The sequence below is a fragment of the Fluoribacter dumoffii NY 23 genome, assembly GCF_000236165.1.
GTDB classification, from domain to species: Bacteria; Pseudomonadota; Gammaproteobacteria; order Legionellales; family Legionellaceae; genus Legionella; species Legionella dumoffii.
Map to the genome: position 1 here is coordinate 1,449,616 of NZ_CM001373.1, position 18,312 is coordinate 1,467,927.

Genomic DNA, 18,312 nt, shown 5'->3' on the forward strand with positions numbered 1-18,312 from the left:
AAATAAAAATACATTATGTCTAACTGCTTCGAGGTTTCCCAATCTTTGCATTATTTTCTTCATAAAGCCGATTCGGATTACCGGCACTCTATAAGCTCTATTCCTTTATTCGACTCCAAAAAAACATGGAGCTGGAACTCTGAGCAAAAAAAAGTTTTTGCTGCAATTTTTTATCATTTAAGGGGTCATTTTATTGATTTTGCCTGGTACATTGCCAATTTTACCTGTAACCACTCCACTAAAAAAATAATTTTGGATAATATTTATGAAGAATTGGGCATAGGAACCCGCTTTTCCCATGAGATGCTCTTTGAACGTTTCGCCAAGGAGTGTGGGGTAAATATTCATGATGAGATTGTCAATGAAACCAATTATCTGCCCTTTGCAAGAAAATTCAATAAAGGACATCTGCGCTGGCTTTCAGAACATGATGAAGAGGAAAGAATAGCTGCTTTTGCCGCTTATGAGCGCCTTGATAATCTGGATTACTCATACCTGGTTCAAATGGCCAAGTCGATTAATTTATCTCAGCATGCCTGTACTTTTTTTAAAGTACACGCACACGTAACCCATTTTGATTCAGCCCTGGAATTAATCCTTCCGATATGGGAAACCAATCCGGAGAAAATAATCCAATCATTTCAGTTCATCTATACACATCAAAATCAAATGTGGCGTGACTTGTCAGCCCATGTATTCGCCCTGCCCGCTTAATTCAAATTACATGAGGATGCATTGTGCACAGTGGAGTTCAAACCCGAAAGTAAATGGACCTAATCGATTTTGGGGAATTTTACAATAAAATGCGCGAACTCATTCAATTTCCCCTTACAGGAAATATCCCCCCCTGCATCTTTCATCAATAATTTACAATAAGCGAGTCCCAAACCGGTTCCGTCTTTACGTTCAGAATAAAAACTTTCAAAAACTTTTCCAAAGTTCTTGGAATACATTCCCCTGGCTGTGTCTTTGACGTGCAGGTAATTAAAATTGTCCTGCTCCTCCCCTTGCTCCAACCAGATTGAAATGATGCCTTTACCCATTTCTTCGATGTATTCAAGACTATTTTTTAGCAAATTCCAAAGAAGGTTTTTGAATGCCAATTCCTCAAGCCATATTGAAAAGTTGCTTTCACAACTTACCTGGATTAGGGATTTTTGAGTTTCCTTGAGAGGATAATCATCCAATGATTTTTCAATCAAACTTTTGATGGGATGAATTGTGAAATTGCTTGTATTGAATTTGTTATGTTTGATGTTACTCAACTGCATACTAATGAGACGATTACTTGTTTCTATCCCGCGGGTAATTTTATTTAAGCTCTCCTGCAAATCTTTCCGAATTTCCGAATTTTTAATTTTTTTAAGGATAATCTCCTGTAACTCTGCTTGCAAATAAATACTGGCTAAGGGGGTACGCAGATCATGGGCAATACTGCTTGCCAGCATACGCATACCTGAAAGTCGTCCGGCATGAATAATTTCTTTATCTCGAGCAAACAAGGCACCTATTATGAGTGCCGCGATACAAGTAGCCGATAAGCTGAACAGGGAGATACTTCCCGGTATGTACTCCAGCATTTGATGGGTCGAGAAATAAGAGAGGAAAGCCAGACTGCATCCTAAAAAAAGAAGAATGAGCGTTCCCAAAACACTGGTTACTAATAGAAGAAAAAAAATAGCCGAAACACAATTCATTAACCATAAAGTGGAGCAATGATTAATGAGGGTCAAATAGCAAAAAAAATAAGGTAGACAGAATAATAAAACCAAATACCAGAATACAGGTAAAAATTTTAACAGGCTCTGAGGCCAAAATCGATTTGCAGCCAAACTGGCGCAAAGAAATACAGCTGTAAGGCGCAAAAAAAATTCCTCACTCATTTGAAAACTTTCCAATTTCCAAAAAACACCAAAGAGTGGGTAATTAATCATCATTACAATACCAAACAAAGTAATTTGATGGCTGGCATCCTCCGTTTGTTTTACCAAGTACCTGTAAACAATCAATAAATTTTCTTTGATCAACTTCATGTAAGCAAATCCATCAATTTTAACCGGGATAAGAATAACACACCTCCTTCTTTTTGATGAATATAAATAGCCCTACTCTACTTTTAATGATTTTGCTAAAATCGCGGCACCTTCAACTTTAGTATACAAGCCTCATGACAATTTCCTCCCATACCCCAATGATGCAACAATATTTACGCATCAAAGCAGAATATCCTGATATGCTTTTGTTCTATCGTATGGGTGATTTTTACGAACTATTTTTTGATGATGCCAAAAGAGCATCCCAATTATTGGATCTCACTTTGACTCATCGAGGCCAATCTGCTGACAAACCTATTCCCATGGCCGGTGTTCCCTATCATGCTGTAGAAAATTATTTAGCCCGACTAATCAAAAAAGGTGAATCAATAGCTATTTGCGAACAAGTAGGAGATCCTGCCACGAGTAAGGGACCTGTTGCACGTCAGGTAACACGGATCATTACCCCGGGGACAGTAACAGACGAAGCACTTTTAGATGCCAAAAAAGATAATTTATTAGTGGCAATCCACCAGCAAAAGCAAAAAATTGGCCTGGCGTGGGTTGAACTCAGCAGCGGCAGGTTCCAGTTGATGGAGCTGACGGAAATTAACCAGCTTACTGCAGAGTTAACAAGGCTCCAGCCTGCGGAATTACTGTTACAAGAAGCATCCACCCTGGAAGAGTATTGTGTGAATTTTCCAATTAAATTAAGGCCCGGTTGGGAGTTTTGCATGGATCATGCGAAAAAACTCCTACAGGAGCAATTCTCAGTACATGATCTTACAGCTTTTGGTGAATACGACCACGCTACTGCTTTTGTCGCTGCTGGCGCCCTATTGGCTTATTTACAGACCACACAAAAACAAACTCTCCCCCATTTAACCACCCTAACTGTGGAAAAAAGCCAGGACTACTTACAACTGGATGCCTCAACTCAGAAGCATCTGGAATTATTTGAAAATATGAGTGGCGGCCATGAAAACAGTTTATTATCCCTGTTGGATAAAACGGCAAGCTCCATGGGAAGCCGTTTACTCAGACGGTGGTTAGGCCGACCGCTCAAGCAACACAACCAAATCAAATCCCGTCAAAATGCCATAAAGGAGATTATGCATTTGCAACAAGGGGTGACGCTCTATGAATTATTGAGACAAGTATGTGATGTAGAACGAATTGCCTCTCGCATTGCCTTAAAATCAGCCCGTCCAAGGGATTTGGTGGCTTTAAACCATACTTTGGCATTACTCCCGGAATTAAATTCAGTGCTTGCCTATAACCGGAGCGAGCTCACAATTCAATTAAAAGAAAACATTAAACCCTTACCGGTATTACAGCAATTGCTTTCATCAGCGATCATAGAAAATCCACCCGTATTGATTCGTGATGGCGGTGTGATTGCGTCTGGCTTTGATGAAGAACTTGATGAGCTCAGAATACTCAGCACGCGCGCTAATGATAAGCTCTTGCAATTGGAACTGGAAGAAAAGCAAAGGACTGGTTTGTCTACTCTGAAATTTGGCTTCAATAATGTACAAGGCTATTATATTGAACTTTCCAAATCCCAGGCAGAAAAAGCTCCGCCTCATTACCACAGAAAACAAACCTTAAAAAATGTGGAACGCTACATCACCCCGGAATTGAAACAATTCGAGGAGAAAGTATTATCCGCACAAGTCAAAGCTTTGGCCCGGGAAAAGTGGTTGTATGAAAATTTATTACTGGAAATCCAAAATTATCTGAATGAACTGACATTATTAGCACAAGAACTGGCTAAACTCGATGTATTGGTTACTCTTGCAGAGCGAGCGCAAAATTTTAATTGGTGCTGCCCCGCTCTAGTCCCGGAATCACAAATTTCCATTGAAGCCGGACGCCATCCAGTAATCGAACAGTTGCTGCAAGAACGTTTTATTGCCAATGACCTTCACCTCAAACCTTCGCAAAATATTTTGCTCATTACCGGTCCCAATATGGGCGGTAAATCCACCTACATGCGCCAAACTGCTTTAATTGTACTCCTTGCCCATATGGGGAGTTTCGTACCCGCGAAATCGGTAACCTTGGGACCTATTGACCGAATTTTTACACGTATTGGCGCCAGCGATGATTTAGCTTCCGGACGGTCTACATTCATGGTGGAGATGACGGAAACAGCACAAATATTAAGACAGGCAACTAACGAAAGCCTTGTATTAATTGACGAAATTGGCCGCGGTACCAGTACGTATGATGGTATGGCTTTAGCCTATGCCAGTTGTACTTATCTGGCTACCACCATCAAGGCATACACGTTATTTTCGACTCATTACTTTGAGTTGACCCACCTTCCCCAACAATGGCCATGCATTAGGAATGTTCATTTGCAAGCTTCATTGGATACCGGGCGTATTATCTTTTTATATCGGGTAGAACCTGGTCCTGCTAACCGAAGCTATGGCCTGGAAGTGGCAGAGCTTGCAGGAATACCGGCTGAAGTACTGAAGATTGCTCATACCCAGTTAAAGCAGATACAAAATCAATCTCCCCCGATTATATCCAAACCTCAAATTGAATATGTGCAGCAGTCTCAATCGCCTATTTTAAACGAACTGGCTCTAATTGATCCGGATCGATTGAGTGCGCGTGAGGCCCTTGATTTAATCTATCGCTTCAAAAATATGGAACAAGTGGAAGTGTAGCCCTGGGTTTCGATTAAGTGTATATTCATAAAGGCATCAATAACAGGAAGAGGATATTTTTGGTGGAGCAAGTACTGAGACTATCATGAAAAAAATAATCTATCTGATACTTCTCATTACCTGTTTTGCATTATTTGCTAAAAATAATGACTCGGTCTCCATTACTGTTTATGGTGTTTCTGGAAAAGTTGAGGCCAACGTCGAAAAGCGTTTGGATGAATTACAAAAAATAAAACCTCTGGCCCAATTTACTCTGGAGGAGTTACAAGAACAAGTAATTCAGGCAGTCCAGCCCTTCGGTTATTTTAAGGCAAAGGCTAAACTACACAGATTAAACGCACAACAATTGTCTATACGCATCCATCCCGGCCCTCAAATTAAGATTTCCCGGATAAATATCGAAATTATGGGCGAAGGCTCACATAATGCGCTCCTGCGCAAGGCAATAAAAAATGTGCCCTTAACCCAAGGCATGCCCCTTTTTACCGAACAATACGAGCAGACCAAATTAAAACTGCTGGATACAGCGGAGACTCAAGGTTACCTCCATGCACGCTTTACGAAAAGTGAAATCTTGATTGATGAAGAGAATTATACGGCAGAAATCACATTGATTCTTGAAACCGGTCCTCTTTATTATTTTGGACAAATACAATTTAACCCTACTTATATTGATCCCAAGTTATTGCATCGCTTTGTGCCTTTTCATCCTGGACAAGTCTATTCTGGTGATAAAATACTGCAATTGAATAATGATCTGACAAATAGCGGATATTTTAGCTCTGTTCTGGTAAAGCCTCAAATTACGGACGACCCTACTGTCCCAATTAAAATTTATACTGAACCTGCATCAAAATACTCTTATACCCTGGGCGCAGGTTATGGAACCGATACCGGAATTCGTGGACGTGCTGCGTTGCATGTAGTCCCTGTCAATCGCCAAGGACACAAGTTTAATCTTATGGCCCAGGGTTCTTTTGTGCAAAACGCCTTGCAAGCCCAATATGTTATTCCCGGAACAGATCCTGTCCATGATCAATATTCCCTCTCAGGTAATTTTTCGAATTTAAATTACAGTGCAGGGTACAGTAACTCATTCCTCATCTCACTTGCACAACAACATCGGGTAACTGATTATCAGCGAACGTTATCCCTAAATACCCTTTATGAAGGATTTCATTATGCATTTCAGGAGAATACGAAACAATTTCTGCTTTATCCCAAGGCTTCTTTAACATTTAGCAAAACACAAGATCTCCTCTTTTCGCCTTCAGGCTATAACATCACACTAAATGCCCTTGCTGCCAATCAAATCCTTCTATCTACAATTAATTTTGCTCAGGCTTCCCTCGATTTGAAAGCAGCAATGCGAATTGAACCAATCCGTTTACGTCTTTACGGGCATGCCATTCAAGGGTTTACCGCAATTAATGATATTAATCAACAACCATTATCACTTGCATTACTTTTAGGAGGAACGGATAATTTAAAAGCATTTAGTTTTAATTCAATAGGTCCAAGCAGAATAATAAGTTATGCTGGTTTTGAAATTCAAAAAGAAACGAAGAAAAATTGGTACTTAATTGCATTTTATGATGCAGGGGCAATTTACAACCCTTCTCCTCTAAAAAGTTATTATGATGCAGGCGGTGGTTTAATGTGGGTTTCACCTATAGGTCCAATTAAAGTCGGATTAGCACAAGCAATTAATGGTCGATGGCAGCGAGATAGTAATGGCCCCCGCCTGGTAATTAGCATGGGGCCTGACTTATGAAACGTTTCTTGGCCAAAGCACTTCGATTATTAGTTAAAACTCTTTATATAAGCTGTTTGGTTGTTATTTTATTTGGCGGAATAGTGTTATTTCTATTAGAAACCAAGCCTGGTCTGCATACCCTAATTCAATTCAGTCGTTTATACCTTCCAGGTACCATTAAAATTCAACAAATTGAGGGCAGCTTATTCAATCACTTTGTTTTAAGAGGCCTTGAGTATCAAAATAAGTCGTTCACGTTAAAAATGGAACAATTAGACGTTCAATGGCAACCTCATTCTTTACGGGAGAGTCAATTCGTGACTGCTCAATGGCGGGGAATGCAGTTGCAAAGCGAACAAGATAAAATTATGGCCAGTAAAAAAGGTACACTCACCGCTAGCGGGATTTTACCTGAAATGCAAGTCACGATACATTCTCAAGTAATTACGCAACCCGCTGAGCATTGGTTAGTGGATGCCAAAATTCAGGGAACATGGCCATGGCAATGGATATTTGATGCAAATCTACGGCCATCTCCCAACACCTTAAATCAGCCAACCCGATTATATACCAGCTTATCAGCCCAAGGTAAAATCACAGCTAAGAATCAAGGAAATTTATTACTTACCCTTGCCCCTGGCTATTACCAGGTACCAGATAATGATACCCTACCTCGCCTGCAATTCAGGGGTGGAACGCTCAAGGCAATTCTTTCACCAAAACAACTTCAAGGCTCTGGAATTATCACTATTGATGAGCATAAATTATTAAACATGGATTTCAAACTCCCTGGATTTGCACTTGATACCGGTTTAAAAGAGAATCAGCCGATAAATAGTGATGTCTCATTGGAAATTAAATCATTGGACTTTTTAGAAAAAATCAGTCCGGAAATCACCAAACTCAAAGGACAATTAGTTGCCTCTTTAAAACTAAGGGGGACTTTGCAGAGACAAATAATTGAAAGTCAAATCACCCTCAGTAAAACCAGTTTTTCCATGCCTAAACTGGGAATCAATATTGATACTCTTGAAATGAATGGCCGCGCTAAAGGACGCTTTTGGGAAACATCGGGTACCATCGGAAGTGCAGGACATTATTTATCACTTACTGGAAAAGGGAATTTAAATCCAAAATTTTCCGGGGAATTTGCTCTGGAAGGAAATGATTTCCCATTAATTCAGACAAGTGAATACAAAATTCATATATCCCCTAAACTCACACTTAATTTAACCCCCAAGACCTTGCTTTCCGGCAGCATTTTAATTCCTTATGCGGAAATAAAGCCCCGATCATTCCATAACAGCATTTCTTTACCCGATGACATTGTGTATAAGCGTAAGGAGAAACCAGCGCCTTCTTTTACTCCCATTAACAATATGGATATTGATCTGGAGATGGGAAAAGAAGTAGCCGTTGATGTAAAAGGTTTAAAAGGTCATTTGGATGGGAGCCTCCACTTAAAACAATCCGGAGAAAGTTCAATCAATGCATATGGGGAATTATCAGTTAAAGACGGTATGTATAAAGCTTATGGGCAAGATTTGGCCATCCAACAAGGAGAACTTATTTTTACTGGGCCTGTTTCCAACCCGGGAATTAATCTCCGTGCTGCAAAAAAAATAAGTACTACACCTAATACCATGGCGAGCACTAGTCAACTTTTAGATTTTAATAGCACCAATCTACAAAATATTAATTATGGAGAAACGATGATATTAGGGGTGGAAGTGACTGGCCGGTTAGTTCGTCCCAAAATCCAGTTGTTTTCGGAGCCCGCAGTTCTTTCCCAAGCAGACATTCTTTCCATGCTCGTTTTAGGACGTCCAGCAAAGATGGCTAGTAAGGCTGGGGGACAATTACTGCTGGCCGCGATATCCTCTATGAATTTGGGCAGCAGCACTAACAGCCTGCAACTATTAGAGCAATTGAAACAAACTGCAGGGATTGATTTTAATGTACAAACAAATACTAACTACAATCAAGTCACCAACACCTCAAGTGATACTACTTCCTTCGTAGTTGGAAAATCAATTTCCAAACGCCTTTATTTAAGCTATAACATTGGCCTTTCTCAAACAGACACCAATATGTTAACGCTAAGGTACTTGCTGAACCGATTTTTCAGTATTCAGATAAGTAACAGCGATACCGGTAGTGCTATTGATTTTTTGTATACTTCCAATAAAAAAATAAAAAAACAAAAAAAATCTACTTAAAATAACTATTTCCTAGCGCCTCTCCCCTTTAGAGGCGTATATTCGTGAGGTTAATGGAGAAGATTCGCCCAGCTCACTGGATTCATGTTAAAATACCCCTCAATTAATTATGCAAACTGGCTATTCCAATAGAATTTGAGACACTGGAACAACAAAAAACAGGATTCATTTCATGACTGATTACACTATCCCATTAAGATTATCGCGTTTAAGAAGCAGTGCAATGTCTCGTGCCCTCGTCAAAGAAACAAGGCTCCATCCCCAGCAATTTATCGCTCCTTTATTTATTAGTGAGTTAATTAATGAGCCTCAAGAAATTAGTGCAATGCCTGGTCAATATCAATTAAGTCTCGATTGCCTCCCCCGAGAAATTGAATCACTCAGTTCTTTGGGTATTCCAGCCGTACTTTTATTTGGTATCCCCAAGCATAAAGACGGATACGGCAGTGAATCGTTTAATCAAGAAGGAATTATCCAACAAGCCATTAGAAAAATTCGCACCGTAAACAAGGATATCTTGATTATTACTGATCTTTGTTTTTGTGAATACACGGATCATGGACATTGTGGTGCTCTCAATGGCGAGTGTATTGATACCGACAAGACCTTGGCTTTGCTTGCAAAACAAGCGGTAAGCCATGCAAAAGCCGGTGCTGATTGGGTAGCGCCAAGCGGGATGACCGATGGTATGGTGCAGGCAATCCGTAAAGCGCTCGATGCCGAAGGATACCAGCATGTCCCTATTTTAAGTTACAGCGCGAAATATTGCTCCTGCCTATATGGACCTTTTCGCGAAGCAGCACAAGGAGCGCCAAAATTCGGCAATCGCAAAAGTTATCAGATGGATCCAGCCAATGGCGCTGAAGCCCTTAGGGAAACAGCGTTAGATCTCGAAGAAGGAGCGGATGTAATCATGGTGAAACCTGCCGGATTCTACCTGGATATTATTGCAAAATTAAAACAAAACTTCCCTGAAGTACCCCTTTGTGCTTATCAGGTAAGCGGTGAATATTCCATGATTAAAATTGCGGCTCAAAACAATCTCATCAATGAAGAGCAAGCCATAATGGAAAGTCTAACTGGTATAAAGCGTGCCGGTGCTGATTTTATTATTTCCTATTTTGCCAAGGATATTGCACGTTTATTGAATCAGAATAAATTATAAGATTTTAAAACTGATTTTAATAAGACTTTACATACGCTAAGGCCAATGAGGATAGACACTAAGTTATTTTACGATATACTCTTGGTGCGTTTTAAAGATGTAGAAAAGCCGATTGGTTCAGAACAGAGCGTTTTCGTTTGTTTTATTGAAAATGAACACTTGCCAATCAATTATAATTAAACGGAGAAAAAGATATAATGAATTTAATATTTAAAGGTTTTTCAGCAATTGCTTTAAGTTTAAGTGCTGTAACAGCTTTTGCAAGCCCAGCATATTTAATTACTCATAATAAAACACCGGAAGAATCTAATGCTTATATAGCAGGCGTCCCTTCTGCTTACCCCACTGCTGGCAACTCAACACAAAAAGTTTATTGGAATTTAGTAAAATTGGCCTGTTACGGACATACAACCGGCAAACAGTGCACAGCAATTATTAAAATGGCTACTAATACGTCTAACCCAGTAGAAGTGGGTGAAGTACATATGGATCTTGATTCGGGTGATATCACTCCCAAACATCTCTCAAGAAATGGATATACCCTCACTGTAAATGGCCCTGGCGAAGCGACTATTACCAAAGGATAATCTGGTAGGTCAGAAACGAATCTCCTCTATCGGCAGCACGTCGAATCCATAATTTGCAAAGATAAAGAAACACATAATCTTGCCGGAAACAAAAAAAGCCACTTGAAGTGGCTTTTTTTACCGATCAGTTTTTCTGGTATTATTTGGTTGGTGCTGCAGGCACTTTATCAATAACCCATGTTAATTGAGCTCCTACAAGATCAGCAGCAAAATGACCGTCATTTACATCAACATTGTAGATTGATGTTTGGGATAGAGGCTGGAATGAATCAACATTTGGCTTAGCTCCAGCAAACAAATGAGTGTATCCAACATCCACACCGACATTCGGTCTCCATTGATAATGAGCCCCTACAGCAATAGCCCAACGATCCACATCAGGTAAACGCATATTTCTATCTGTATCATTGGTTGGTGTCTGATCATAACCACCACCCACTCGAAGCATTAATTTCTGATTAACATGATAATTGGCACCAAGAGCAACACGCCATGCATCATGGTAATTTTGCGGAACATTAGAAGTAATGTTTGCTTGGGTCACTGTGAACAATGGTGGTGTTCCAATGTTAGGAACAGCAACATTATTCAATGTAATGTTTTTAACAACGTGCCAGCCCGTATAAACTACTGATCCTAATAATGCCAATTTCTCATTAATATCTTGATAAGCACTTAAAGTCACTACATCCGGAAATTCTTGAGGGTCACTAAACAAGTCGTTATTTGTACGAGATGCTGAAGCAGGTAATACTGGGAATACCAATTCAAAATCATTGTTGGCCAGGATTCCAGAAAGACGGCTGTGTCCATAGAATACATGTCTTATTTTTGATTGGTAGTTAAGACCTATGCGAGTGTGATTATCATTAAAAATTCCCATTACACCAACATGAAAGCCAACTCCCCAGGATTTAGCTTTGTTATAACTTAAAGAGTCAACCGTAGCAGGATCTTCTTGCAGAATCTGAAAAAGAGTTGGTGCACCAATCATTTGATTAAATTTAGCGCGAGCCCATTGCAGATCAAGACCAGCTCCCAAGGCGAAATTTTCAGTCAGTCGAGTACCAAGCTCAGGGGAAATGTCAGTGGTCAGAATTTCAGTGTATGTAGCTGAATAGCGTACTGGAGAGTCAGGAGCCCAATCTGTAGACAACCCGAAAGGGGCGGTAACGCTAAGACCAAAAGTAGTACGCTCACCTAAAGGCAATGCATAATGGAATGAGGGAACAAAAGCATTGTAACTGCCATCTAGTCCATCAAAATTTTGTACGTATTGAACTACAGGAGGAAAAGGTGGTGGAAGTCCTGTTGCAGTAGTAAAAGTACTTGTACCATCAACTTTCAAAGTGGGGAATATACCAATGCCACCCAGAACTATTTGCTGCTCACGAAGTAAAGCTAAACCCGCAGGGTTATACCAACCTGTTGATGCATCAGCCGCTTCTGCTGCCGAGCCAGCTGCATAGTTACCCACTACATATCCGGCACCTTCGCCATATAAAGAGAATCCCGCTGCATGTGCCCCGCCTGCAGCTAGAATACTAATAACAGCAGCGTTAACTAATGTTCTTATAGGTTTGTGCATTTTTTTCACTCATTACTCCTTAAATATCATACTTCAATATATTGAATAAAATACGTCCGCTGAACAGCGAGTGTAACCTGTTTTCCAATCATTAAAAACACCTTGAAAATACTTTTTTCTATTTAGATTCAATAAGTAATGAATAATAATCCACAATGACATATTTAAATCCACCATGGGTAATTTATGAATAATATTGGCGATGAATTTTTAATTAGCGTCCCGGATACTTGTGCTTTTCCTCTAGTCCATGCTAATGTGTATTAATTTTGTGCGGAAATGAATCATGCAACAAATAGTAACCAAATTTGGTGGTACCAGCGTTTCAAGTCGTAATACCTGGGATAATATTGTTTCCATTACTAAAAAGCATATGAAATCGGGGATCCAGCCTGTTATCGTTTGCTCTGCACTCACACAAATTTCCAACAAACTTGAAAAAGCCATTGAGGCTGCCTTGATTAATGAACATCAAGGCATTTTTACGGACATTCGTAATGAACATCTCAATCTTGCAGAACAACTTGAAGTAAATCCGGATATAATTGCCCAGGACTTGCTTCAATTAGAACAATGGCTTACGGGCATCTCTCTCTTAAAACAAGCCCCTGCCAAGACGCATGCAGAAATTCTAAGCATGGGCGAACTCATGATGACGCGATTGGGGCACGCTTTTCTGGAAAAACAGGGAATTCATTGCAAATGGTATGATGCTCGGGAGTTTTTAACCAGCACACCATTTCCTGACGGAGGTGCTGCAAATTACCTGTCCGCTCGTTGCGAGAGTGAATATGATCCTGCGTTAGTAGAAAAATTCATCTCCAGTGGGGCTCAAGCCATTATTACTCAAGGTTTTTTTGCGGCGAATCCTCAAGGAGAAACCGTGTTACTGGGACGCGGGGGTTCTGATACTTCTGCTGCCTTAATCGCAGGGAAACTTCAGGCAGCATCTTGTGAAATCTGGACTGATGTTCCTGGAATTTATACTGCAAATCCTCACCAATTACCCCAGGCACGTTTATTGAAGAAATTAAATTACGATGAGGCGCAGGAAATTGCGACAATGGGGGCTAAAGTATTGCACCCAAATTGTATACCCCCTGTCCGTCGTGCCAACATCCCAATGTCCGTCAAATTTACACAAATGCCGGAACATTCAGGAACGCTTATTACTAAAGATATTGATGAAACAGCACCACTCATTAAATCCATCCAGATTAAAAACAGTATTCTGTTAATTTCTATAGATACCTTGCACATGTGGCAACAAGTTGGATTTTTATCAGATGTTTTTACCGCATTTAAGCATCATGGCTTCTCAGTAGACTTACTCTCTTCATCGGAGTTTAACGTTACTTTATCACTCGATATTAACAGTAAAATTCATGATCGGCCGGCGATTAATGCATTATTGGCGGAATTGAATCAATTTGGACGGGCGAAACTGATTGAACCTTGCAGCGCAGTAAGTCTAGTAGGTCATCATATAAGGACGGTATTGCCCCAACTGGGCCCAGCCCTGGAAGTATTTGAAGCCAAACAAGTTTACTTAATGTCACTTGCTTCCAACGATTTGAACCTGACTTTCGTTGTTGATGAATCCCAGGCAAATCAACTGTGTCAAAAACTTCATCATTTACTCATCGAGAATAATCCTCAAATTTTCTACTATTCAAAAAGCTGGCATGAAGAATTTGGCAAACCTACTGTGCGTAGCATTCCGTGGTGGGAAAAAGAGCGTGATCGTTTATTAACCATTGCTGCGGTTAATTCGCCCTGCTATGTTTATCACAGTCAAACGCAAGCTGTGAGGGCTAAACAGTTATTGGCTCTAAAATCGATTGATACCTTGTTTTATGCAATTAAAGCCAACCCCCATCCTTCAATTTTAAAAACTATGGAAAAGGAAGGTGTCGGATTTGAGTGTGTCTCTATTCAGGAATTAGACCGTGTGTTGGAACTTTTCCCTGACATCAATCGTAAACGAATTTTATTCACCCCCAATTTTGCCCCCAAAACTGAATATGAATATGCATTAAACAAGGATTGTTATGTCACAATCGATAGTTTATATCCTCTGGAGCATTGGCCCGAATTGTTTAAAAATCGCGGCGTGATTATTCGGATTGATCCAGGCACAGGTGCCGGCCATCACAAACATGTTTCAACCGGGGGCAATGAGTCAAAATTCGGAATTACCCAAAATGACCTGGATCAAGTTGTCGCCTTAACCAAAAAACACAACATTCAGGTAATAGGATTGCATGCACATTCGGGAAGTGGCATTCTTACCCCGGAACTATGGCAACAAACAGCATTGATGCTTGCCTCTTTAACGGAGCTGTTCCCACAAGTCAAATCCATTAATTTGGGCGGTGGCTTGGGGGTAGTTGAAAAACCTGGACAACAACCGCTGGACTTTACTGGTCTGGATGCGTTGCTGATGGCAGTGAAGTCACGTTATCCCCAAATTGAAATCTGGCTTGAACCTGGCCGTTTTTTTGTAGCAGAAAGCGGAGTTATTCTTGCCAAAGTGACTCAATGCAAAGAAAAGGGCAAGGTGAAATTTGTTGGCATTGAAACCGGTATGAATTCCCTGATCCGCCCCTCTTTATATGGTGCCTATCACGAGATTGTGAACTTAAGCAGGTTATATGAAGAAAAAGCAGGATTTTCCCATATTGTAGGTCCAATTTGTGAATCAGGGGATACTCTCGGCTATGACCGATTATTACCCGTGACAGAAGAAGGTGATGTACTATTAATTGCCAATACTGGCGCATATGGCCGCTGCATGAGTTCGCATTACAATTTACGCCCGCCAGCACAAGAAATTGTTATAGACTGACCCTATTTTTCCAAGGGAAAAAGGCCTGATTCAATTCAGGCTCCCTTTTTCTAGCGTGCATCTTGCCCTCATGATCCGAACACGTCAACATCATGGGTAAGTTGCGGGTATGAGGTGCAGGAAAACATTAATAAAACAAATATGGATTAAGATAATGCTAGTCGACAGTGATCAACGTAGCCGGGCCACAGATCCTTCCTTTTCATTCATCGTGCAAGCTCCTGCAGGTTCAGGCAAAACTGAAATCCTTACTCAACGTTATTTAAGATTGTTAGGTACAGTATCTGCGCCGGAACAAATTATTGCCCTAACCTTCACCCGGAAAGCGGCAAGTGAAATGCGCGAGCGTATTGTTCTTGCTTTGCAACAGGCAGCAAACAAGAAAAAAGCCGATACCCCGCATCAACAGAAAACTCTCGAATTTGCCTGGGAGGCACTTCAACGCGATGCACACTATCATTGGAATTTATTACTGCAGCCCAGTCGATTAAGAATCATAACCATTGACTCTTTATGCCAAAGTTTAAATCAAGCTATTCCCCTTTTGGAAAAACAAATTACTTATTCGAAAATTACCGATAAATCGGATAGTTATTATTTAAATGCAGGCCGTCGTTGCATTCAATTTGCTCTAGCAACCCCGGAATATCAACTCGCTATAAAAACACTTTTGTTGCATGTCGATAATCGCCAGGACAAACTGCTTGAGCTCTTTAGCACCCTACTCTCCCAACGAGATCAGTGGTTAGCCCCACTCTTCCAAGCACGTACTCAGGAAAAAACAGCTTTTGAGCGAGCACTCCAACTGATTGAACAACATGAATTACAGCAGTTCAAACAAAGTTTACCAGAACATTTAGCAGAGGAGTTGACCCGCTGTGTGCGTGAATTGGCTGCTCTTATAGCAAATAATCCGGATTCACCGCATTATGCCCTCAGGGATTGGTATGACTTTCAACAAACCAACCCGGAAATTGCCTTGGCTTTAAGGAAACTGTTACTTACTGGTGATGCAAATTTTCGTAAAAGTTTTGATCATCATGTGGGTTTCTTTACTACCTCATGTCCTCCGGTTGAGTACAAAAGAATCAAAAATGCCAGCAGGGAGTTACTCGCCGAACTTAATGAATACCCTGAGTTTCTTGAAGCATTGATTCAGGTCAGCAATTTACCAGCACCAGAATATGATGCGGAGCAATGGGAAGTACTGCAGGCACTTTTTGTATTACTTCCTCTTCTTGTGGGTCATTTGCACGTGTTATTTAGTGAAAAAAATGAAGTTGATTTCACTACTATCTCCCAACAGGCCCTAAACGCATTAGGAAATGAAGAAAATCCGACTGATTTGGCCCTTTACCTGGATCATACTCTTCAACATATTCTGGTGGATGAATTTCAGGATACGTCAATAACCCAATTTGAATTATTAACAAAACTTGTTTGGGGATGGGAAAACGGGGATGGGCGAACTCTTTTTATTGTTGGCGATCCCATGCAATCGATCTATCGTTTCCGGCAAGCAGAAGTTGGTTTATTTTTTAGAGCTAAAGAGCAAGGTATAGGTCCAGTTCAACTTCAGTCTCTGGAGTTAAGTTGTAATTTTCGATCTACCCAAACCATTGTGGAGTGGGTAAATAATCAATTTATCACCATATTTCCCAGGAAAGTTGATATAGAGTCCGGTGCTGTTTCGTTTCATCGCAGTGTTCATATTATCCAAAATAATGAAGGCAGCGCTGTTCAGGCCATGCAATTTAAAAATAAAGAGCACGAGGCAAAAAAACTCATCGAAATCATTCAACATGAACTGCAAACATACCCTCAGCAGAGTATGGCCATTTTGGTACGCTCAAGAACGCAATTAGGCGAGATCATCCGTCTGCTTCGCCAAAATCAAATTCCTTATCAGGGAAGCGATATCACTTTGTTAGCAAATCTGGGTCACTTACGCGATGTATGGTCATTAACCCAGGCTTTATTGACCCCAGCAAACCGCATGGCGTGGCTGGCAATTCTTCGTAGTCCTTATTGTGGGTTATCTTTAAAAGACCTTCACGTTATAGCCCAATTTAACAAGAAAAAATCAATTTACTCCGCTTTGTTACAGTTAAATAAAATCACAGGCATCAGTGAGGAAGGCCGGATTCGAGCTGATTATTTTATACGCGTCATGCACAAATCTCTAGCCCAAAGGTATGAAAGCAAGCTTTCCTCCTGGATTATCCAGACCTTAAAAGAACTGCACATGGATAGGATCTTAAATGCTAATCAACTCAATGATCTCGAACAATTCTGGATTTTGCTTGATCGTTATGAGCAAGACGGCCGCCTTGCAGAGATGAAAGAATTTGTAACCGAACTCAATAAACTCTATTCACAACAAGCTAATCCCTCTTGCTTGCAAGTAATGACGATTCATAAATCCAAAGGTCTGGAATTTGATACGGTATTTTTACCTGGCCTCGGTACCCAGCCCAATCGTGGTGATAAACCGATGTTACGCTGGCTTAATCTCCCAACCCAAAATCAGGGTAATTTGTTGCTGATGTCTCCGATACACGCGCTACATCAGGACCATTGCCCTTTGTATGAATATTTAGGCCAGTTGGATGAGGTAAAAAGCCGCTATGAAGCACAACGATTACTCTATGTCGCAGTGACCCGTGCGAAGGCACGTCTGTATTTAATGGACCATTCAGAAAGATCCTCAAAAAACTCATTTCGTAACCTTCTAAATCATTTAGAATTTATTGAAGAGGAACCCGGCTCCATAGTTGAGGAAGTACATAACTTATTACCCGGGCTTGGACGCTTACCTCTCGGGTATTACCAAAACATCCCCTCAGAAGTTATTGATCTCCGTCCACACCTAAAAACAACATCTTTAATAACGAGTGTTCCTCGATTAATCGGGATCGTAACCCATAAATTATTGCAATGGATCTGTGATAATCATCCACAAACTGTAACCGAAATCCCCTGGGGGTTGGCTCGTTACGAACTTCGAAAACTGGGTTTCAACGAAACAATGCAACATGAAGCACTTTCAGGGATCCAAGAACAAATCACCCGAATGTTTGAAGATCCCACGGGAATATGGATTATCAAAAAACATTCCGCAGAACAGAACGAATATGAGTTACTGGTAGAACATCAAAGTAAGCCAATTACCCGTATAATTGACCGAACTTTTGAGGAGCACGGAAAACGCTGGATTATTGATTTCAAAACAGGAAGAGAGGATGAGTCTTCCCTGATCCAGCATAGACAGCAATTAAATGAATACGGTTCTTATCTGGCCAGGCACACCTCCCTGCCTATTTATTGCGGTATTTATTACCTTCCGAGCAATCACTGGGTTAATTGGCATTATGAACTCCCTGAAATGCTCGTTTGATCCGGGCCAATAATTCTATGAAATAATAAATCTCTGCG

Annotated in this window: 10 protein-coding genes; 8 read left to right on the forward strand and 2 right to left on the reverse strand. The window is 40.6% G+C overall.

Annotated features, from left to right (window positions below; all coding sequences use genetic code 11):
• Positions 1–15 precede the first annotated feature (15 nt).
• On the forward strand, positions 16–714 hold the full coding sequence (locus tag KYQ_RS06580; RefSeq protein WP_010653353.1) for an iron-containing redox enzyme family protein: 699 nt from the start codon (positions 16–18) through the stop codon (positions 712–714).
• Positions 715–773: 59 nt separating this feature from the next.
• On the opposite strand, the gene KYQ_RS06585 is transcribed toward KYQ_RS06580, so the two are convergent.
• Positions 774–2,033: a sensor histidine kinase gene (locus KYQ_RS06585; RefSeq protein WP_010653352.1), complete on the reverse strand. Its 1,260-nt coding sequence runs from the start codon at positions 2,031–2,033 to the stop codon at positions 774–776.
• Positions 2,034–2,167: 134 nt separating this feature from the next.
• On the opposite strand from KYQ_RS06585, the gene mutS reads away from it, so the two are divergent.
• The 5 genes from mutS (at position 2,168) to KYQ_RS06610 (ending at position 10,441) form a co-directional block, all read left to right on the forward strand.
• Positions 2,168–4,714, forward strand: a complete 2,547-nt coding sequence (gene mutS, locus KYQ_RS06590) for a DNA mismatch repair protein MutS (protein WP_010653351.1) — start codon at positions 2,168–2,170, stop codon at positions 4,712–4,714.
• A gap of 85 nt (positions 4,715–4,799) precedes the next feature.
• Positions 4,800–6,488: an autotransporter assembly complex protein TamA gene (locus KYQ_RS06595; protein WP_010653350.1), complete on the forward strand. Its 1,689-nt coding sequence runs from the start codon at positions 4,800–4,802 to the stop codon at positions 6,486–6,488.
• Positions 6,485–8,689, forward strand: a complete 2,205-nt coding sequence (locus KYQ_RS06600; RefSeq protein WP_010653349.1) for a translocation/assembly module TamB domain-containing protein — start codon at positions 6,485–6,487, stop codon at positions 8,687–8,689. The genes KYQ_RS06595 and KYQ_RS06600 overlap by 4 nt, the downstream gene beginning before the upstream one ends.
• Before the next feature lie 172 nt (positions 8,690–8,861).
• Positions 8,862–9,854 carry a porphobilinogen synthase gene (hemB, locus tag KYQ_RS06605; protein WP_010653348.1) on the forward strand — a complete coding sequence of 331 codons (993 nt, stop codon included), beginning with the start codon at positions 8,862–8,864 and terminating at the stop codon, positions 9,852–9,854.
• 197 nt (positions 9,855–10,051) lie between these two features.
• Positions 10,052–10,441, forward strand: a complete 390-nt coding sequence (locus KYQ_RS06610; RefSeq protein ID WP_010653347.1) for a hypothetical protein — start codon at positions 10,052–10,054, stop codon at positions 10,439–10,441.
• Positions 10,442–10,580: 139 nt separating this feature from the next.
• Here the strand turns inward: KYQ_RS06610 and KYQ_RS06615 are convergent, their stop codons facing one another.
• Positions 10,581–12,038, reverse strand: a complete 1,458-nt coding sequence (locus KYQ_RS06615; RefSeq protein WP_010653346.1) for an OmpP1/FadL family transporter — start codon at positions 12,036–12,038, stop codon at positions 10,581–10,583.
• Positions 12,039–12,315: 277 nt separating this feature from the next.
• Here KYQ_RS06615 and KYQ_RS06620 point away from each other — a divergent pair, with 277 nt between their 5' ends.
• Entirely contained in the window at positions 12,316–14,877 is a 2,562-nt protein-coding gene (locus KYQ_RS06620) for a bifunctional aspartate kinase/diaminopimelate decarboxylase (RefSeq protein WP_010653345.1), read from the forward strand.
• Positions 14,878–15,031: 154 nt separating this feature from the next.
• Positions 15,032–18,274: a UvrD-helicase domain-containing protein gene (locus KYQ_RS06625; RefSeq protein ID WP_010653344.1), complete on the forward strand. Its 3,243-nt coding sequence runs from the start codon at positions 15,032–15,034 to the stop codon at positions 18,272–18,274.
• Positions 18,275–18,312 lie beyond the last annotated feature (38 nt).